This window comes from Alkalibacterium indicireducens (assembly GCF_039522005.1).
Classification (GTDB): Bacteria; Bacillota; Bacilli; order Lactobacillales; family Carnobacteriaceae_A; genus Alkalibacterium; species Alkalibacterium indicireducens.
In genome coordinates this window covers 1-19,839 of the sequence record NZ_BAAADA010000024.1, presented here as the reverse complement: position 1 = coordinate 19,839, position 19,839 = coordinate 1, and the positions used below count along the sequence as shown (strand labels likewise).

Here is a 19,839-nt window from a genome sequence, read left to right as displayed (position 1 = left end):
TAAGTTCAATATTCTAACTGATCTTTACGGTAAAAGGATAGAACGTCGTTCTTAGGGGTGCGAAACTTGAGCTTTTAATACAAACAGTTTTTTAAAAGACACCTCTGCTGTCCCTTTCAGTTACTATACTGGTCGGGAAGCAGAGGTGTCTTTTGGATAGTAGATTTTTAATAAGGACCGGCCAATTCCCTGACAAAAAACGAAGTGACTTCATCCATTGTCGGGCCTTTGACCAGGTGCTTCTCGCCCTCTTCAATGAACCTGACATTTGGAATCTGATTTCCCTTAATAAAGGCCGCCGTATCTTCGTAAGGAACGATACGGTCCTGCGTGCCGTGCCAGAACAGAAGAGGGCGTCCGGCCAGTGTTTCTGGCCTCAGAGACAAATCGTACGAAGGGATCCAGGACAGAAGCGATTCATAATCATGAGGATAAAACCGGTTCATTTCTTTTGCCCGTGTCAGTATTCTGTCACGATAAGCGACCGGTTTCGGAGAGCCCATGACACAGGCTGCAGCTTTGATTTCCGGATTATGTGTCAGGAGAGCACAGGTAGTGAATCCACCCATGGATACCCCGCCTACGCCAATACGGTCGTCAGCCAGGCCGAGCTTCCTGAAGTGATTGACAATAAAACCAAATTCAAACAGATTGGTATGGATGCTCTGCCAAAAAGTCAGCGAAGGAATACGGGTCATTTCCTGGTAACGGTCCCCGTGATTGGCTGCATCCGGTAGAAGAACGCGAAAACCGGCCTGTGCCAGCTTCCTACCTTGGGTAAGCACCAGCTCCTTAGATGACTGCCAGCCGTGGTAATAAACTATCAGAGGGAGTAGCTCGTTTCTATTTTCTTTCTGCACCACTTCCAGCAGAGGGATAGTTCCAAGGGTTCGTTTTCTGATTGTCAGTTTCATAAATCTGCCTCTTTTCCAGCTTAGTTCATGCGCTTGTTTCTAAAATAACAGCGCCACTCCGGTTCCAGCGGCTTATTCTCCGTAAATAGCTCGGGGTTCTTTTCCAGCAGTTCGGTCAGCAGCACCGTCGTCATATGTGCGTCCACAACTCGTGTTTCTGCATCCCCGAATCGTCCAGTTTTCATCGCCCCTTCTTCAATCAGGAGATCATTGACTTTCCAGAAATGCTCAGACCACGACAATCCACAGTGACGGCGTGAGGGCACCCGAACTTTTTCTCCAGAATGCAGAATACTGAACAGCTCTTCATGACTGTCCGTCATTCTGCCTGGGATATCCATCCATTCCTCTATGCCGTGAATAAACGTGTTTCTAGTCAGATCGACACCGACCAGAATAATCTGTGCCTTTCTGTCAACGATTTTTCCCCAGACCGACTCTCCGGCGCATGGGGTATCATGCTTGTATTCACCCGCTGTAAAGGCGGCCGCATCTTTCCCCAGGGCCGCTACCGAATGAGTCGGATGTTCCGATCGGATCGTGTTTTCCCGGTTTCTGAACAGTTCAGTCAGGATTCCCACATTGGACGGCGACTTCTTGACATCGAAGACAGGGTTGTCCTTGCTGATGTACTTCCACGTATGAGTCGGAAGGACAAGCAGACCGTCTGCCATATAGTCGCTCAAGGCATCCAGAACAGTATCAGCTCGTCCATCCACCTCCCCTATGCTTTTATAGGACGAATGAACCAGTAGTGTCCCTTCTTTTTCAATCCTCAAATGGTCGAGACAATCCATTAAATGTTTTTTAGAATACATGCTATTCTCCTTGTTCATTTGTCAACTCTATTCCAGAATCTCTTTCTCTTTAGATTAAACACCATTCCATTTTATAAAGCAAATAAGTCTTCTTTATCTAATAATGACTGCTTGCTTTCTCGAAATCAGCTTCCATTGAATCAGAATACTGTTACAGGTCAATAGAGAAGTCTCTGGTCCTGTCATGGAGGGACAGTCCCCCGAATGTCAGGATTATTAAACCAACTCCATAATCTGACCTCGTTCACTTAGTCCACAACAGTAAAAAAACCCACTGGAGAAGTACTAGTCTCCAATGGGCCGATTTCTATAATAATGTAATGAGGTTAATCCAGTACTCGAATCGTTACGCTTCGTCTTCCCCAGCTCAGTGCTTCTCCTACTGTCTGGAAGTGGATATCAATGATGTTTCCTCTAATTGCTCCACCTGTGTCTCCGGCAATATAGACGCCCATGCCTTCAACCTCTACCATTGATCCTAGTGGAATGACAGAAGGATCAACTGCTATGACACGCGGATTGATTCTTAAATCGATGCCGGTTGCCGTATGTGTGCTTAAGTTAGGCTGCTTGGTTGAATAGCCTGTAGCCTGAACACGTAACGTTCTACCGGAACTTACTTCCGGCTTAGCTGGTGCTGGCGCAGGAGCTGGTGCCGGCGCAGGGGCCGGGCTGCTGTTTGAACTTGTGCTTGAACTGGAATTATTGTTTGAATTATTGCTTGAACCAGAACTTGCAGCTGAACTTGAATTTGAAGATGAGCTGTTTGATGCAGTCTGTTCGGCAGCTTGTGCACTTGAACTGTCTGAAGAAGAAACCGATACTTCAGTTTGCTGTTCGGCTTCTGCTCTTGCAGCGGCACGCGCAGCTCTTTCCTCTTCTTCTTTCTGTGCAGCAGCTCTCGCAGCTTCTTCTCTAGCCACTCGACGCGCTTCTTCGATTCTCGCTTCTTCTACTGCTCCTCTTTCGATCAGTTCAGTCAGCTGAGACTGATTATCTCTGATCAGAGACTGCAGCTCGGAAACTTTTCCGTCAAAGACTTCTTTCTGTGAAGTGGCCAGTTCTCGTCTCTCTTCAAGCTCCTGCTGTGCCGCTTCAAGTTCTTCCTGTAAAGTAATAAGTACTTGAACTTCTTCTTCAGCCAGTTCCAGCTGATGATTGCCTGCATCTGTCAGACGCATAATAATAAGAGCACGATTAAATAAATCAGACAGGCTTTCAGATTCAAGTATAGTCAATACAATGTTCTGAGTGGATTCATTTAACTGAAGAGACTGCAGACGCTGTCTTGCCTGTTCCATTCTCGCCTCAACGATTTCTTCCTGGGCTGAGACTTCAGATTCAGTCTGGCCGATTTCTTCCAGCTTTTCCTCGATTTCTACATCCAGTTCAGCTAGTTCGGTACTCAATACGCTCACTTCTTCCAGCACGGTATTGACTTCCTTCTGTAATGAATCAATTTCTTCTTGAGTTTGTTCCTGCTGCTCCCGAATAGCTTCTAGCGTCTGGGCTGATGCAGTGGTTGCTTGACCTAAGGACAGGAAGGCCAGTACTGCTACAACCATCCCCACTATATTCTTTGTCATCGCTTAAAGAACAATCCTTTCTCTTTTGAATTTGAGATATCTTAAAATAAGTTGTTCAATGCCACGCTATTATACCGAGAAATTGCATGAAGTACATTTCTATATTCTTACAATTTGTTACAGAAAGTCAAAATATTCATAAATATTAAGCTGTATACTTGTAGCTATTGTAATCAAACCCAGTCATGGTATCGCTTTCCTGTTTTTTGTAATATAATTGTAAAAAAGGTCTGATTTTAGACATAGCCTTCTCGCTTTTAGTATGATTAAGTTAAGAAATAGAGCTTGTTTAAAGATAAAAAGGAGATTGGAGCGTGCATTATGGCTAATGAACGGTTTGGATTAATAGATGTGGGATCAAATACAATACGACTGGTCATCTTCGAAATGGACGACTATCAAGGAGTGACCGAGCTGCAGAATATCAAGACACCTGCCCGGCTTGTCCAGTATCTGGACGACAGCAAGAAGATGTCTGATGAGGGTATCGACGTACTCCTGGCTGTCCTCAGAAGTTTTACTGCAATAGCTGAACGTTACGCTATAAAAGATTTGAAGGCAATAGCTACTGCTGCTGTTCGTCAGTCAGCGAATCGTGACACCATCATCCAGCGGGTACAAGAGGTTCTCAAGCTGGAACTGGAGCTGCTTGCGGAAGAAAAAGAAGCGTATTACGGAAACTATGCAGTCCGGCATACTATGCACCTTATGGATGGAATCAGTATCGATATCGGTGGGGGGAGTACTGAACTGACCCTTTTCAAAGACAAAGAAGTCAAGGAAGTACACAGTTTCCCTTTCGGAACGGTATCTTTAAGACGACAGTTTTTCTCGGACAAAAAGCACAATGACAAAAAGTCTATTGAGAAAGCCACCAAGTGGATCAGAGATCAGTTCAAGCAGCTTGAGTGGGTGCCCAATGCGCAGGTGCCTCTGATCGGAATCGGTGGGTCGGCACGTAACTATGCTGAAATCAACCAGCGTCAGACCGACTACCCAATTGCCGGTATTCATGAATATCAGATGACACCCGATGAGCTGGAAAACACCTTTGATCTGCTAGTAGATAGTTCTATGGACGACTTGAGCGATCTTGATGGCTTAAGCGGGGACCGCCGGGACATCATCATTCCAGCAGGGATTGTCTTCAAGGAACTAGTCGATGTGATGGCTGCGCCAAGCTTTGCCATCAGTAACCGAGGTCTGCGTGAAGGCATCATCCTTGAACGGCTCAACAAAGAGTACAGAGAGCCCTATGATCTTTACGGTGTGAAGCGTCAGACTGTTCAGCGCCTGTTCAAACAGTATGATATACGCCCGATCAGTGCCCATCAGCGCATCATGCTCGCTGACCAGCTCATTACTCTTTTAAAGGAAAAAGGTATCCTGAAAGTCAGCGAAGAGCAGCTCTATCTTCTTCATTATGGAGCAACTTTATATTACCTGGGCAGTTATATAGAAGATGATTCCAAATCGCAGCACACATTCTACATCATTTCCAATACGAATCTTCATGGATTCAGTCACAAAGACAGGGTCAGACTGGCTCTGCTGGCCAGCTATAAAAACAGATCACTGTTCAAACAATATTTAAAAACAGTAGACGACTGGTTCAGCGATGATGAAAAGGAAGCCCTGCTTCATCTGGGTTGCATCATCAAGTTTGCGGAGGCGCTGAATGATTCACACGTCAATTTTGTTCAGGATATGGCTCTCGAGGAAGACGGGGATGACTACCGTCTGGATGTGACATATATGGGTGATGCGATTGCAGAAGAATATCGGTTAAACAAGCATAAGAACCATTTCGAACGAGTTCTTGGCAAACCACTGACTATTTCACTTAAGAGTGTTACTGAAGGCTCTATCAAAGCGGAGGAATAAGTATGAGCAGTAGAGAAATCTTGATTGATGATCCGATTCATTTCCAGAACAGAGAGCTGTCCTGGCTCGATTTTAATGCCCGTGTCGTTGAAGAAGCGAACGATCCTGCCAATCCTATATTGGAGCAGCTAACTTTTTTATCCATTGGGGCATCAAACCTGGATGAATTCTATAAAGTAAGGGTCGCGGGACTTCAGGATCAGCAGAAAATGGGGGTTGAAGAACCGGACACGAAAAAGATGTGGTCGCCTAAAAAGCAGCTTCAGGAGATCACTAAGAAAAACCGGATCAATGTGCGCCGCCAGTATGATCTGTTTGACCTTAAAAGAAAGCAGCTGAATGAAGAGGGGCTTTATTTCAAATCAGTATGGGAACTGAACGAAAGTGACAAAAATAAGGCCCGAGCCATCTTCGAAAGGGAAATCAAGCCAGCAATCACTCCTTACGGTATCGATGCCTATCGTCCGTTTCCTCATCTGAGCGATGGAGTACTGCACTTGTTCGTCAAACTGAAGCGGTCCGGTAAGCCGTTCATAGCCATCGTGCCAGTTCCGGAACGTCTGTCCAGGGTGTATGCTGTTCACAACAACGAGCATACCTATCTCCTGCTGATCGAAGACCTGATTTATTCGTTTCTGTCTGATCTCTTCAAAGGCTACGATGTCACGTACTCCTTCACTTTCCGTATTACACGAAATGCAGATCTGGAGATTCAGGAAGACGGCGCAGATGACCTGCTTTCGGCCATTGAAGACTATCTGGAGAAACGTAAAAACGGAATGGCTGTGAGGCTCGAAATCGACCGGAGAGAGAGTGCAGTTTCAGTTAATGAGGACGTTGCCTTGCTTAAAAAGGCTCTATCTATCAAGCAGCGGGATATCTATACCCTGAATGGCCCGCTGGATCTGACTTTTTAAAGTGAAGTCATCCCTCTTTTGAAGGAGCAGCGAATAACAGAATCCTTCAGGCCATTTGAGCCAAACTATCCAGCTGAGCTGAAAAAGCAGTCAGTCTATGCGCTGGCAAGAAAAAAGGATCTGTTTTTCCATCATCCTTTTGATGCTTTTGATCCGATCATCTCCTTTGTCAGGGAAGCAGCCGAAGACGACCGGACAGTCTCCATCAAGCAGACTCTATACAGGGTCAGCGATGATTCCCCTTTAGTTGAAGCTTTGAAGAACGCAGCAAAAAAGGGTATCCAGGTGACTGTTCTTGTAGAACTGAAAGCACGGTTCGATGAAGCAAATAATGTCCACTGGGCCAAGGAGCTGGAAGAAGCCGGTGCTCATATATTATATGGTGTAAAAGGTTTGAAGACCCACAGCAAGGCCACTCTGGTCATAAAAAAAGAGACGGACGGGTTCAGGCGTTATGTCCATCTTGGGACCGGAAACTATAATGAACAGACTGCTAGACTCTATACGGACATGGGGCTTATTACATCGAATAATGAAATCACTCAGGATGTCTTCGATTTCTTCAATTATCTGAGCGGGTATTCGGAACAGCCCGACTATCACTATCTGCATGTCTCCCCTTTTGATATCAGGGATGCATTCATTGAAAATATTGAAAAGGAAATCAAGCTGCACACAAGGTACGGAAACGGCCATATCATCGCTAAAATGAATTCATTGACCGACAAGAAAATGCTGCTTAAACTGTATGAAGCCAGTCAGGCAGGGGTCAGAATCGAGCTGATTGTCAGAGGGATCTGCTGTCTGATTCCTGGCATCACTGGGGTAAGTGAAAACATTACGGTGAGAAGTATTGTGGGTCGTTTTCTTGAACATAGCCGAGTCTATTACTTCTATCATAATGGCGAGGAAAATCTCTACCTCTCTTCCGCCGATATGATGACAAGAAATATGATCAAGCGCATCGAGATAGCTTTTCCAGTACTGGAACCACCTTTGAAATCTCACATTCTCTCTATTCTCAAGCTTTATCTCTATGACAATACAAAAGCCTGGATATTGACTAGTGACGGGTTTTATAAAAAACCTTCACTAAGTAGCAAGCCTGTTCATGCTCAAAATGAACTCCTGTCCATCAGCAGTGAACAGGAAAAGATTAAAGAAGATCATACTTCTTTAAATAAATGGCTCACTTACTTATCCGCGCTCTTCAGCCGATAACACTTTACATCTGCTCGTCATGTACCATGGAGTTCAAGATTCTCCAGGATATATGACGGGCGGTTTTTTCATTTTTACAGGTCTGAAGAATATCTGATATAATGAATGCAAGGAAAGAAGGTGCACGAATTCCAACGATATTGGATATTGCCCGACACGCTGGGGTGTCATCCGCTACTGTTTCCCGCGTCATCAATTCCAGCGGATATGTTGGTGAAGAGACCCGACGTAAAGTAGAAGATGCCATTGAGCAGCTGAACTACAGCCCAAACAAAAATGCCCAGCATCTGAGAACAGGATCAACTAAAAACTTCGGGATCATCAGTACACAGTTCAATGATACTGCAGTGGCCCGTATCAATTCATTTATCTCTACTGCTTACGCGAACGGCTATACAACGACTCTCTTCGTTACAAATGGGGATATGAAAAGAGAAAGGGAAGCTTTTGACCTGCTGAAATCCAAGCAGCTGGACGGCATTTTCCTGATTTACCGTGCCAATGACTGGTCTGTTCTGGAAAAATATGCATCCTTTGGTCCAGTTGTCACCTTACACAATGTCGATTCTGAACAGATTCCTTCTGTCTTCATCGATCATTATAAGGGACATCGCCTCGCTCTAGACTATCTATGGGAAACCGGATGCCGTCAAATCCTCAATTTATACGGGACACCTAAAGGGCTCAACACCCAGCGGCGGATTGATGCCTATACAGACTTCTGCAGAGACCATCAGATTGATCCGCATAATCCTGACCTCTTCATTGATACAGTCACAGCTGAAAAAGTCGATGACTTTATCAGATGGTACGAATCGGCTGAAGTCAAACCTGATGCAGTGGTCACTCATTCCGATTCCATTGCAGCGCTTGTCGTTTCCCGACTTAGAAGGAAAGGAATTCGTGTACCTGAAGATGTATCCGTCACTGGATTCGATAACTTGGATGTCAGCGATGTGATGGATATGACTACTATCGATTATTCGATCGAGGAACAGGGAAAAAACGCCTGCCGTCTGCTTCTTCAGACATTGAATCAGCCCGTCGATGAGCTAAAGCCGTTGTCATTCAAGCTCATCAAACGAAAAACGACGCTATAATAATAAAAGCTTCGCGTGCCGTTCAGCCTCGACACGTCAACAGTTAAACCATATACTTGCTGAATATAAAATAAAAAATCTGGAGCATGAGCAGCCCTGACCCATAACAGCAGGGGCACATGATCCAGATTTATTTTGCTTCTTCAAGATATTTTTCTACCGACCAATCTTATCAGCTTATTTCCTTAAGACGCTGATCGATTTTCTTCTGTTCTCTTTTTCGGTTGACCGTAGCTTTAATCAGTCCTTTTTCCGGAGAAAAGACAAAGACAAGTAAAGTTGTGACTCCTGTCACCACAGCAATCATTCCCGCAATCGTCGTATCAAGCATAAAAGCCAGCCTCACTCCTGCTGTACTGTTGATCACTGCCATTACAGCTGTCAGACCAATCATGACATGCAGCTTGTTTGTCAGTAGAAAGGCCGCTAGCGGAGGTCCGGCCATGAACCCTACCACCAGAATGGATCCTACTGAATCGTAGGCGCCAACGGCCGTCAGAGACACAAGGGTCATCAGCCCATAGTGGATGAGTACCGGTGAGAATCCTATTGCTGCAGCAAAGCCTGCATCAAACGTCGTGATTTTCAGCTCTTTATAGAACAATCCAATAAAGAGACTGTTGATCAGCAGGATGACCAGCATCGTCCAGAGCGCTCTCGGTCCCAAATCTGCACCGAACAGCACCAGACGTCTGAAAGGCGCAAAGGCCAGTTCCCCCATCAAGACTGAATCTACATCCAAATGAACGTTTCCGGCATAGCGTGTAATCAGAATGATCGCTATACTGAAAAATAATGGAAAGACAATACCGATAGCTGCATCGTTGGACAAGAGCTTAGTCTGCTGGAGCGCTTCTATTGCCCAGACCGTCGCCACCCCGACAAGCGTAGCTCCAATCATCAAAAGAGGCGAGTTCAGATCCTGTGTAATGAAGAAGGCCAGAACGATTCCGAGCAGAACTGTATGTGTGATTGCATCGGATACCATTGTGGTTCCTCTCAGCACCAGAAAGACACCTGGAAGCGCACAGGCGACGGCAACAATAATTGCTATCAGGGTTATTTCATTGATCATGCTCACCGCGCTCACTCCTTTAGACTTCTGATCTGTTTCATAAATACTTTCTGCCTCTTTCTGCAGGCCATGTGTCTAGCCAGTATTCCCCTTCCGGGAGATATAAAGAGGCTGAGGAACACGAACATACTGACAACGACTACGATCGATGGCCCTGTTGGTATTCGAGCCCCCATAGAGCTGATAAATGTTCCCGTCACACCGGAAACAAATCCAATACCCGCTGCCAGCAGCATGACCAGACTCAACCGGTTCGTCCACTGACGGGCGGCTACTGATGGACCGATCAGCAATGCGCTGATCAGGATGACCCCTACTGACTCCAGTCCTAAAATAATGGTTACAACAATCATTGTCGACAACAGGGATTCAACGATCTTACTTGAGAAGCCTAATGTCCGTCCAAACATCGGATCAAATGTAAATACTTTAAATTCCTTCCAGAACAATGCTACCAGAACGAGCAGGACCAGTCCGGTCAGACCGATCAACTGGACATCGCTTCGAAGCATAGCGCTCGCCTGCCCGAAAATAAAGTTGCTTAGTCCAGCCTGTTGAGCATTCGGATTATTTTGTATCGAAGTCAGGATGACGAGGCCCAGACCAAAGAAGCTGGACAGGATCAGTGACAAGGCACTGTCGAGTTTGACCACGGTCTTCCTGCTCATAGTCTGAATAATCACCGTAGCGATCAATCCTGAAATGATTGCCCCAAGCATCAGTACAGACAGTTCTTTTCTTTGTATAAGAATAAAGCCGATCCCAATTCCAGGTAAGGCAGCGTGACTCAATGCATCCCCAAGCAGACTTTCTTTTCTTAATGTCGCATAGGTTCCGATCACTCCGCTTAACAGCCCTAAGAAGCCGGTGCCTAAAGCAACGACTTGAAACGTGTAGTCATTCAGCAGCAATCTGATCTGTTCCAGCATATCAGCCTTCACCTTCTCCCAGGTTTCGATCCTGATGATAAGTTTCATCAATATTTCCTTGAGTAAACGCCTCTTCAACCGGCCCTTGAGCAATGACTTCGCGATTAATGAACACCACGTCGTCAAAATAGTCTTCAACCGTCTGCAAGTCGTGATGAACGACAATAACGGTCTTGCCCTGCTCAACCAGTTTTTTCAGAAGTTTCATGATGATGCGTTCAGTTTTCATGTCAACACCCGAGAGCGGTTCATCCATTATATATATATCCGCTTCCTGAGCCAGCGCACGTGCTAGGAACACACGCTGCCTCTGACCGCCAGACAGCTGACTGATCTGACGGGAGGCAAAAGTCGGCAGCCCGACTTTTAAAAGCATCTGTTTTGATAAATCTTTATCTCTCTTTCCTGGTCGTTTCAGCCAGCCTAAGTGGCCATATCTGCCCATCAGAACGACATCCAGAACGGTAGCTGGGAAGTCCCAGTCGACTGAAGTATTCTGAGGGACATAGGCTACTTTATTTTTTATTTTCTTGTAAGGAACATTCTGTTCATTCTGTATGGAAAAGGCTACTGTCCCAGTGATAGGTTGAAGAAAATTCAATACTGATTTGATCAGAGTCGACTTTCCTGCTCCATTTGGTCCAATGATCGCCGTGAGACGGCCTTCTTTAAATCCTGTAGTAACATTCCACAAGACCGGCTTCGCATCATAAGCGACCGTCAAATGTTCGATTGAAATTGCCTGTTTGTTTTCCATACCTGTTCCTTCTTTCTATTAAAAAACCTGTCGTACTCAGCTGAACTTAATCAGCCAGACCGTCAACGATCGTATCAATGTTGGCACGGTACATTTTAATGTAGGTTTCTGCATCGTCTTCTTCACTGCCTAATGCATCGGAATACAGTTCTCCGGCATTGACTACCTCGTGACCTCTGCTTCCGGCTGCTTCGATCAGCGCTTCGATATTTCTTGGTGAAACTGAACTTTCAACGAATACCGCATTGATCTCATTATCTACCAGGAAGTCTGCGAGCTGACTGATGTCTCCAGTTCCTGCTTCTGTCTGTGTATTCAATCCCTGCAGACCGACCACTTCAAAATTAAATTCTTCTCCAAAATACTGGAACGCATCATGTGCCGTCACCAGATAACGGGACTGTTCCGGTACTTCTTCGATTCTTTCTTCAATATACGTTCTTAATTCTCCCAGTTCAACTAAATACGCCTCCGCATTCTCCTGGTAATAGTCTTCATTGTCCGGATCTTTTTCACTCAGCTGGTCTGCCACATAAGTTGTGATCGTTTCCCAATGAGAAACGCTGAACCAGATGTGCGGATCATACTCCAGATCCTCTTCATCTTCTTCCGGATCGAGAAGCTCTCCTTCATTCAAGGCATCTGCCATGACGATGGTAAAGACTCCTCTTTCATCCAACTGTTCAAAGGCTTCCACAAAACGTGCTTCAAGCATTAATCCATTATACGCGACAATGTCTGCTTCTTGCATGGCATTTACATCAGATGTGGACGGCTGGTACTCATGCGGATCGACTCCGGGACCCATCAGACCTTCTACTGACACATTTTCTCCACCAATCGTCTCCATCAGATCGGCAATCATTGATGTGGTCGCTACAACATTCAATGGATTATCTTCTGAAACCTCATCTGTCTGTTCATTTCCGCATGCCGCCAGTGACACAACGCCTGCCATTAATGCTAATCCTTTTACCCATTTCATTATATCTATCTCCTTCTATACAAATAGTGTTATTTTACTTTAACTATTTTTAGTCTACCCTAAAAAATAATTTCAGTCAACCATGAAACGAAAATTAAATACCCCTTTGATTAAAAACTGATAAATGTGGTACACTTTTATAGAAATGAAAAAGATAGAGGGGTATAACGATGACACCCAATAAAGAGGATTTTATTAAAGCAATTTTTGAACTTGGTGGAAAAGAAAAGGTCGTGACCAATAAAGACCTGGTCCGGATGCTTTCGATTTCTGCAGCATCTGTGACAGATATGAATACACGTCTGCTCAAGGAAGAGCTCATCACACACCTGCCTTACCAGGGCGTCATGCTTACTGAAAAAGGCCTGCTTATTGCTAATCAGCTTATTAGGAAACACCGGATCTGGGAAGTTTTTCTTGCAGAAAAATTGGGGTACGACTGGAATGAAGTCCATGCGGATGCCGACCTTCTGGAACATGTGTCTTCTGATCTTCTGATCGAACGCCTTAATATATTTCTGGAGGAACCGACATTTGATCCTCACGGCGGAGTGATCCCGAATCAGGACGGGACAGTCCCCGAAATCCATTCAACGCCTCTTATTGAGTGCAAAGTCGGTGACCGGTTCAAAATACAGGAAGTCGATGATCAGGAGGACTTTCTGGAATACCTGCTGTATAAAAAGGTTCACTTAGGCAAAGAATACACCTTAGCTGAAATCGAACCGTATGACGGCCCGCTGACCCTTGAAACATCAGCTGGTGAAAAAACGGTTATCGGACATAAGGCGGCTTTTAAAATATTTGTAGACATACTAAAGTGACCCACTGATAAAAGCGTTCTTATGAGAGTTTTTTTTAGTTCCCTGATAAAATATAAGCAGTACACTCTGGAAAGAAGGAAGTTGTGTGGAAAAACTGCATCGTAAACTGGAATGGATCGATCTGTTGAGCCTCATCGGATTGTGCCTTTCTGTCATACTTATTTATTTTGCATGGCAGGATGGCGTGTTCAACTCAAGGGAAGATTTTGTAGCCTACGTTCATGGTTTTGGACGATTGTCAGTAGCTATATTTATCATTCTTCAGATTCTGCAGATTTTCCTGCCGCTTCTTCCCTCAGCTATTACCGTAGCGGCAGGAGTCATTTTATATGGACCATTCATAGGTGTTCTCTATAATTATATCGGCATAAGTATTGGTTCAATTCTGGCGTTTCTCATTGTAAGACGTTACGGTCACTCGGCTCTTGAAAAACTGGTCAGTCAAAACAGGATTCAAAAATACGAAGATAAACTAAAAAACGGCAAGACATTCGAACGCTTTTTTACCACCGTCATATTTCTCCCGTTTGCGCCTGATAATGTGGTCTGTTACCTTGCCGGTCTATCCAATATGTCCGTTTTAAAAGTCTCAGTCATCATCCTTCTGGGCAAACCATTATCAATTGCCTTATACAGTCTTGGATGGACGACCCTTCTGGAACTAATTGGCATCATATAGTTTGAAAGAATGGTAGAGCGTGCTGGAAAGCCTTTTTATCATTCTTTTAAATTGACCATTGATCTACATGGTATACTTTATAATAAGTAGAAAGAAAGGATTGTTACTATGAACAGCAGTCAATCGTTAGAAAAACGCATTCCCTATCTCGAAGATAACCGCTACAGTCAGGATGATCTGGGCCTGACCTATACAGCCGCTTCCTCTACGTTCAAGGTCTGGTCCCCTCTTGCTGAACAGGCCTGGTTCAATCTGTACGACTCAGCTGACGCAAACACATCGTCTCGTCAGATCGAGATGTCTTTGGAAGACACAGTCTGGGAACTTACGGTCAATGAGGACCTGAAGGGATTATTTTATACGTATTCATTTATTCACGATGGCGTTGAAACCGAGGCAGCAGATATCTACAGCAGAGCAGTCGGCTTGAACGGAAACAAGTCGGCAGTCATTGATTTAGCAGAAACGGATCCAGAGGGATGGTCAGAAGATCATTTCGAGCGAGTGTCACGAATCACTGATGCCATGATATGGGAAGTTCATGTCGAAGACTTTTCAAGCGATGAATCGGCAACATTTAAAAAAGAACATAGAGGGAAATATCAGGCCTTTACCGATGATCAGGTCCATGTATTTGCTCATCCTAATCAGCCGGCAGGCCTGGCCTATCTGAGCGAGCTGGGAATCAATTATGTGCACCTCCTCCCTGCTTTCGATTATGAAAACGACGAAACTTCTCCTGCATACAACTGGGGATATGACCCGAAGAACTATATGGTCCCTGAAGGCAAATACTCATCTGATCCAGCCGATCCACTCAGTCGAATCAGAGAATTCAAGGAAATGGTCGCCAGTCTTCATAAGAAACGGATCGGTGTGGTCCTGGATGTGGTGTACAACCATACCTTTACATTTGACGATTCCTGGTTCCAGCTGACTGTACCTGACTACTATTATCGTCAGGAATCGGACGGGTCCTTATCTAACGGATCAGGATGCGGGAACGAAACGGCGAGTGAACGGAAAATGATGCGTAAGTACATCATTGATTCCATTGTATACTGGGTGGAAGAATATCATATCGATGGGATCCGCTTTGATCTTATGGGCCTTCATGATGTCGAAACCATAAATAAGCTGAGACGGACTTTGAATGAAAGAGGCCATAGTGACGTCATTCTATACGGAGAACCTTGGAATGCTGGAAGTGTGGCTATTTATGAGCCCAATAAACCGGCAGATAAATTCCATATAGGAGATTTTGAAGACGGAATAGCCATATTTAATGATGAATTCCGCGATGCGATCAAAGGCCCTGTATTTGAAGCCGATAAAGGCGGGTTTTTACAAGGAGCCAACGGACACGAAGACAGCGCCTATGCGACGAATGATCTGATTGCCAGTATTCTGGCTAATACTCAGTCCGATGTGGGACGTTTCCGTCTGCCGGATGAAAAGCAGTGGGCACGTAATCCAAGCCAGGTCGTGACCTATGCATCTGCTCACGATAATCTGACTCTCTATGACAAACTGGTGGCATCTACTCTTAAGAAACCTGCTTACGAGCGAAATCTGGATCTTATTCAGATGAACAAACTGAACGCTGCGCTGCTGTATACCTCGCTTGGATGTGTCTTCATGCAGGCGGGTGAGGAGTGGGGTCGGACGAAATACGGCGATGACAACAGTTTCCGTTCATCCATTGACATCAATCTTCTTGACTGGACGCGCACCTATGAGCATATTGACCTTGTCAACTACTATAAAGGCATGATTGCTATCAGAAAGGCGTATGCTCCACTCCGGGATGACACGAATCAGACTGGCGACGCCGTTTTCTTCTCACAGCTGAGAGAAAACCTTCTAGCCTATACGATCCCGAACACTACCGGTGAAGGTGATTGGTCGATGATGGCTGTTGTGGTCAATTCAAGTCAGCAACCCGATCGGGTCGCTCTGAAAAGCAGTTATCCGCTACCTAAAGAATGGACGATCATTGCTAATCGTCATACTGCCGGACTAAGTCCTCTGGGAACAATCACTGGAAATAAACTGATCATCAACCCAAGAGAAGTCCTGATTTTGGTTAGCTGATCACCTTATACCATTGATAAAAAAAAGCCGATCTCTATGATAAGATGAGCTCTCTCAACTTATAAGACATCGGCTTTTTCAGTTTTTTCTACTCATCCGTAGATAGGGCCCAGTACTTCTGAACCGCTCCACTTTCACCACTTACGGGGTCTGTCTCCGGAACGGGTATATCGTAACACCTCTGTTTTACACGCTCGTAATCGACAGCATCTCCGCGCTGAAGGTCCGGACTTTCACCATTCGGATAAGCGCCGACCACTTGAAAATCATCAGTAGATGTCAGCAGTTTGTCTGCAACCCCAGCTGGGAGAAGCATGACATCTCCGGCCTCTACAGTAAATTCATTGGAATGTGGTCCGCCAAGCTGAACAGTCGCTCTTCCGGACACACAGCCTAGAACCTCATGTGTGTTTGAATGAAAATGATGATAATCATAGATCCTATTCACCCATCCATTCGTATAGCCATTTTCAGAAAAAAATGATTTGACTGCTTCACCAGGATTGGAATAATCCTGAATGACTTCCTCCACAGCTTTCGGATAAATGATCACCGGTAAAGGGTGATTAGGAAAAGGAGACTGTTCTGTGAACTACCCACCACTTAAATCCTCCGGATTTTGAAGTGGGGGCTTCCTACGAACTCCATTCTTGTCTGCACAGGTTTCATGCAGACAGAGGAATCGGATATGGGTAGGCTCAAAAGGCAGTCCCTGCCTCATAGGTTTTCTTTTACTTGGCTAACGCCAAGGAATACTCAGTAGGCTTGGTTGTCGCCTATATAGACTTGGTTATCGTCTATATATAAAGTATACCAAATGAGAATGACATTAACCACTTCAAGCTATCGCTTGACCGAAATTCATCTCCCACTTTCACTGGTGCTTCGCACCCATACGCTTAGAAGTGGGAGACTTCTTTCGGAATTACGTTAAATTGACTATTATCAGCACTTTCAGTATTCTTAGATAAAGAAAAAGGTTAATTCAGAAAGGGGATCATCATGGGACTATTTGATTTCTTTAAAGGTAAAAACAAACCTGCATCCAGCAGTGAACCGGCCAGTAATGAAGAAACGGATCAGATTACTGTCAAATATGAAGCCAAAGTAACCGCGCATGAACTAAAAGCGGACGAGGTAACTATAAACGCTGTGGTTGCTAAAATGGTAGAAGAAGATCCGTTCAAGAACTACTATAGCGGCAAGACCCTTGAAGACATGACTGCTTTGAGTAAACGCGTCTACAAGTACGAAAGCATCACTACCGTAAATGTTGATTTTGACGTCAAAGAAAAAGACCGTATTCTGGTCGTGGTGGAAGGCACCCCAATCGGTTTCGTTCCTGAAGAAAAGGCAAAAGCCATTCAGGACTATCAGACCAAGCACCTGCTGACTGCTTTTGTCTACGTGACCGGCGGCCCTTATCTTGAATACGATCGTGAAAGGGAACAAGCTGTAGAAGGCGAGTCGCCTTTGGGCTTGGACATTTTCGCTCAGTTTACATGATGTACGGTGCGAGCCTGCTCATATTCTGATCAGTTTCTGTGCGACCAATAAAAATACCTCCCGATCCAAATAGGCCATTTATAAGGTCTGCTTCGGATCGGGAGGTGTTCATTTTTCTGAATTATTATCTATTTCATTAGTTACTGTAAAGCTTTTCGTCTGAAGACAAGGCCGCCTGTTATGATGAACATGACGGTTATCATAAGCGTGATGATCGCTCCACGAGTGAAGGCCGGATCCGTTGACTGAAGGGTGAGGACTTCAACGTTTCTAGTGGCAAGCTGGAGCGGACTCCATCTTTCGATTACTGGAAAGATACTTCCAATAAATAACACGGCAACTCCTCCGCCAACAGCCAGGAGCGGCGCATAGCTGTTCCTGAACAGGACCCCTGAGAGCATCAAGAGACTGATCATCAGAAGACCGAACAGATAGAGACTCCCTACCGAGATGAACAGGCCCTCACTTGTCCCTTCCGGAAAGTAATAGAGCGTATAAGCCCAGGTGATAAGGAAGCTGATAAGATAAAAGATCGTCCAGCTGATCAGCAGAACGGTCAGCTTAGCGCCGTAAATCGTCAGGCGCGGCAGCCCTTTAGTGACCATGTGAATGAAGGTTCCTTTTTCATATTCCTTTGCCATAACCGGGCTGAACACCAGGACAAAAGCGACTAGTGCGATCTGATTGATATTGGAGAAGAATTGCAGCCATGAATCGATGTGAGTCGGTTCAGCAAGAATGATTGTTATGTTTTCATCCATCAGATTTCCCATCAATTCTGGTAAAAATCGCGCACTCAGCGGACTGAGCAGGCCCACTATCGCAAAAACGATGCCCAGAATGAAGAACTTGTAATTCCGGCTGTTTTCTCTTATTTCTTTCTGAATAAATGCCCCATAGCCTCTCATCTGATCGCCTCCATAAACACTTCTTCCATAGTCGGCTCCTTGCGTTCAACTCTTATTGGTATGACAGATAGAGTATGAAGACAATTCAGAATAATACCCATGGCGTCTGCTGCGGACTCTGATGTCCCTTCAACTTTGACACCTGTCTGCTTGACCGGCAGCAGTTCCGGATGAGTGTCGAGTGCTTCTGCTACTCTTCCAGCTTCTTCTTCAGTTTCCAAAACGACCGTCCATTGATTGGTTTTCACTTCTGCTTTCAATTGTTCCACTGATCCTTGTTTGACGATTTTCCCGTTGTTTAGTATTGCCACTTTGTCACAAACTGCTTCAACATCTGTAAGAATGTGGGTCGAAAAGATGACCGTCGTCTTCTCCTTCACTTTTTTAAGGACAGTCAACAGCTGCTGCCTCCCGATTGGATCCAGCGCAGACGTCGGTTCATCACAGATCAGCAGGATTGGGTCATTGATAAGTGCCTGTGCTATGCCGAGCCTTTGTTTCATCCCTCTGGAATAGTTTCTAATCCGCTTTTTGTTGTTTTCCAGTCCGACCATTTCAAGGAGTTCACTTATCTTCTTCTTGCTCTCTTTCCTGTCGATACCACTGACATCGGCGCACAATGCCATATATTCCCCGGCAGTCAGGAACGGATAAAACTCGGGTACATCCGGCAGATAACCTACATATTTGTTAGTTTTTGTATCCCCATATGTCACCGGTTCACCATTGATTCTGACCGTTCCTTCGTCTGGTTTAAGCAGACCCAGAGCAATCGTCATCGTTGTCGTTTTCCCTGCACCATTTTTCCCGATAAAGCCGTAAACTGACCCGCTGTCTACTGAAAAAGTGACACCATCAAGCACGTTCTGTGTCCCATATGACTTTTTGAGCTGTTCAATTTCAAGTACGGCCATCAGTCTTCTTTCCTTCCAAAAATCAGATAAATAATCGGGCCGATAATATTAACGAAAACGATCACCAGTGCCCAGATGATCTTGTTTGATTGAGACAGCCGGTCATTTTTGACCAGATGAACAATTGCGGTAACCAGTAAAATAAGCTGCAATATGATTAAAGGCAGCAGAATGGCAAAATAGTCAGTCATTAGTTGCATGAGCTTTCCTCCTTCAAATGCTTTAGTCAGCTTAAGTTTACCCTTTTTTTCACAAAAAATACAGGGACTTCAGATATATATTGACTTTATTTTTCTTATTCATCACACATAATTTACTAGACATAAAGAGATAATAATAAAAAAAGCTTCGGCTACGCCTTCGCCCTTTTGGGATAGTGCGTAGCCATTACTTTTTCAGTTCTGAATTATCGTAGACGATACCGTGAATACTCTTATAGTAAACAGGAACCATCTCATTTCCACATCTTTCACAACTAAATCTAGGTGGATCCATTGGGTCTCCACCATCTAGAACATCAAATTGTTTGACTATATCCTTTGGAATCTCCTCTATCTCTTGACACGTGCGACAGATGTCAAGGACAGTATAAAATTGTAGGTTTATGACAGAATAAAAATGTAGGTTTTTGACAGTCTAATTTAGAAGTCCATTTATATTTTCCCTTTCATACGATATGATTTTCCAGTAATCTTGAAGACTTTAACATGGTGAACCAGGCGATCAAG

20 protein-coding genes are annotated in these 19,839 nt (G+C 44.7%); 8 read left to right on the top strand and 12 right to left on the bottom strand.

What is annotated here, in order from left to right; translation table 11 throughout:
- Nucleotides 1–167: 167 nt before the first annotated feature.
- The 3 genes from ABFX15_RS01795 to ABFX15_RS01785 form a co-directional block, all read right to left on the bottom strand.
- Complete coding sequence (locus tag ABFX15_RS01795; protein WP_346023821.1) at nucleotides 168–914, bottom strand: alpha/beta fold hydrolase; 747 nt, start codon at nucleotides 912–914, stop codon at nucleotides 168–170.
- 20 nt (nucleotides 915–934) lie between these two features.
- Nucleotides 935–1,732 carry an AAC(3) family N-acetyltransferase gene (locus tag ABFX15_RS01790; protein WP_346023820.1) on the bottom strand — a complete coding sequence of 266 codons (798 nt, stop codon included), beginning with the start codon at nucleotides 1,730–1,732 and terminating at the stop codon, nucleotides 935–937.
- A 326-nt stretch (nucleotides 1,733–2,058) separates the two neighbouring features.
- Nucleotides 2,059–3,318: a 3D domain-containing protein gene (locus ABFX15_RS01785; RefSeq protein ID WP_346023819.1), complete on the bottom strand. Its 1,260-nt coding sequence runs from the start codon at nucleotides 3,316–3,318 to the stop codon at nucleotides 2,059–2,061.
- A gap of 321 nt (nucleotides 3,319–3,639) precedes the next feature.
- Between ABFX15_RS01785 and ABFX15_RS01780 the strand changes: the two genes are divergently transcribed.
- From ABFX15_RS01780 to ABFX15_RS01765, 4 genes are all read left to right on the top strand, one after another.
- Nucleotides 3,640–5,202 (top strand): Ppx/GppA family phosphatase, encoded by a 1,563-nt coding sequence (locus tag ABFX15_RS01780; protein ID WP_346023818.1) that lies wholly within the window; start codon nucleotides 3,640–3,642, stop codon nucleotides 5,200–5,202.
- Nucleotides 5,203–5,204: 2 nt separating this feature from the next.
- Entirely contained in the window at nucleotides 5,205–6,119 is a 915-nt protein-coding gene (locus tag ABFX15_RS01775; RefSeq protein WP_346023817.1) for a polyphosphate kinase, read from the top strand.
- An 18-nt stretch (nucleotides 6,120–6,137) separates the two neighbouring features.
- Nucleotides 6,138–7,340 carry a polyphosphate kinase 1 gene (gene ppk1 / locus ABFX15_RS01770; protein ID WP_346023816.1) on the top strand — a complete coding sequence of 401 codons (1,203 nt, stop codon included), beginning with the start codon at nucleotides 6,138–6,140 and terminating at the stop codon, nucleotides 7,338–7,340.
- 101 nt (nucleotides 7,341–7,441) lie between these two features.
- Nucleotides 7,442–8,440, top strand: a complete 999-nt coding sequence (locus tag ABFX15_RS01765; protein ID WP_346023815.1) for a LacI family DNA-binding transcriptional regulator — start codon at nucleotides 7,442–7,444, stop codon at nucleotides 8,438–8,440.
- 172 nt (nucleotides 8,441–8,612) lie between these two features.
- Here ABFX15_RS01765 and ABFX15_RS01760 read toward each other — a convergent pair whose 3' ends face one another.
- Genes ABFX15_RS01760 through ABFX15_RS01745 form a run of 4 tightly spaced genes read right to left on the bottom strand, consistent with a single transcriptional unit; the run spans nucleotide 8,613 to nucleotide 12,186 of the window.
- On the bottom strand, nucleotides 8,613–9,515 hold the full coding sequence (locus tag ABFX15_RS01760) for a metal ABC transporter permease (protein ID WP_346023823.1): 903 nt from the start codon (nucleotides 9,513–9,515) through the stop codon (nucleotides 8,613–8,615).
- Nucleotides 9,516–9,526: 11 nt separating this feature from the next.
- Nucleotides 9,527–10,492, bottom strand: coding sequence for a metal ABC transporter permease (locus tag ABFX15_RS01755; RefSeq protein ID WP_346023814.1), 966 nt, complete (start codon nucleotides 10,490–10,492; stop codon nucleotides 9,527–9,529).
- Nucleotides 10,446–11,201: a metal ABC transporter ATP-binding protein gene (locus ABFX15_RS01750; protein WP_346023813.1), complete on the bottom strand. Its 756-nt coding sequence runs from the start codon at nucleotides 11,199–11,201 to the stop codon at nucleotides 10,446–10,448. Before ABFX15_RS01750 ends, ABFX15_RS01755 begins: the two co-directional genes overlap by 47 nt.
- 46 nt (nucleotides 11,202–11,247) lie before the next feature.
- A complete protein-coding gene (locus ABFX15_RS01745; protein ID WP_346023812.1) occupies nucleotides 11,248–12,186 on the bottom strand; it encodes a metal ABC transporter solute-binding protein, Zn/Mn family in 939 nt (312 codons plus the stop codon).
- Between the two features lie 170 nt (nucleotides 12,187–12,356).
- Between ABFX15_RS01745 and ABFX15_RS01740 the strand changes: the two genes are divergently transcribed.
- From ABFX15_RS01740 to pulA, 3 genes are all read left to right on the top strand, one after another.
- The gene (locus ABFX15_RS01740; protein WP_346023811.1) at nucleotides 12,357–13,010 is read left to right on the top strand and encodes a metal-dependent transcriptional regulator; all 654 of its coding nucleotides are present in this window, start codon (nucleotides 12,357–12,359) and stop codon (nucleotides 13,008–13,010) included.
- Nucleotides 13,011–13,095: 85 nt separating this feature from the next.
- Nucleotides 13,096–13,689 (top strand): TVP38/TMEM64 family protein, encoded by a 594-nt coding sequence (locus ABFX15_RS01735; RefSeq protein ID WP_346023810.1) that lies wholly within the window; start codon nucleotides 13,096–13,098, stop codon nucleotides 13,687–13,689.
- A gap of 108 nt (nucleotides 13,690–13,797) precedes the next feature.
- Nucleotides 13,798–15,783 carry a type I pullulanase gene (gene pulA, locus ABFX15_RS01730; RefSeq protein ID WP_346023809.1) on the top strand — a complete coding sequence of 662 codons (1,986 nt, stop codon included), beginning with the start codon at nucleotides 13,798–13,800 and terminating at the stop codon, nucleotides 15,781–15,783.
- An 88-nt stretch (nucleotides 15,784–15,871) separates the two neighbouring features.
- Here pulA and ABFX15_RS01725 read toward each other — a convergent pair whose 3' ends face one another.
- Entirely contained in the window at nucleotides 15,872–16,336 is a 465-nt protein-coding gene (locus ABFX15_RS01725; RefSeq protein ID WP_346023808.1) for a hypothetical protein, read from the bottom strand.
- A 449-nt stretch (nucleotides 16,337–16,785) separates the two neighbouring features.
- On the opposite strand from ABFX15_RS01725, the gene ABFX15_RS01720 reads away from it, so the two are divergent.
- A complete protein-coding gene (locus tag ABFX15_RS01720; protein ID WP_346023807.1) occupies nucleotides 16,786–17,289 on the top strand; it encodes a hypothetical protein in 504 nt (167 codons plus the stop codon).
- Nucleotides 17,290–17,429: 140 nt separating this feature from the next.
- Here the strand turns inward: ABFX15_RS01720 and ABFX15_RS01715 are convergent, their stop codons facing one another.
- From ABFX15_RS01715 to ABFX15_RS01700, 4 genes are all read right to left on the bottom strand, one after another.
- Complete coding sequence (locus ABFX15_RS01715) at nucleotides 17,430–18,197, bottom strand: ABC transporter permease (RefSeq protein WP_346023806.1); 768 nt, start codon at nucleotides 18,195–18,197, stop codon at nucleotides 17,430–17,432.
- Complete coding sequence (locus ABFX15_RS01710; RefSeq protein ID WP_346023805.1) at nucleotides 18,194–19,111, bottom strand: ABC transporter ATP-binding protein; 918 nt, start codon at nucleotides 19,109–19,111, stop codon at nucleotides 18,194–18,196. Before ABFX15_RS01710 ends, ABFX15_RS01715 begins: the two co-directional genes overlap by 4 nt.
- Nucleotides 19,111–19,311 (bottom strand): PLD nuclease N-terminal domain-containing protein, encoded by a 201-nt coding sequence (locus tag ABFX15_RS01705; protein WP_346023804.1) that lies wholly within the window; start codon nucleotides 19,309–19,311, stop codon nucleotides 19,111–19,113. The genes ABFX15_RS01710 and ABFX15_RS01705 overlap by 1 nt, the downstream gene beginning before the upstream one ends.
- A gap of 453 nt (nucleotides 19,312–19,764) precedes the next feature.
- Nucleotides 19,765–19,839 (bottom strand): ATP-binding protein (locus ABFX15_RS01700; RefSeq protein WP_346023822.1); only part of this gene is annotated, 75 nt, incomplete at its 5' end.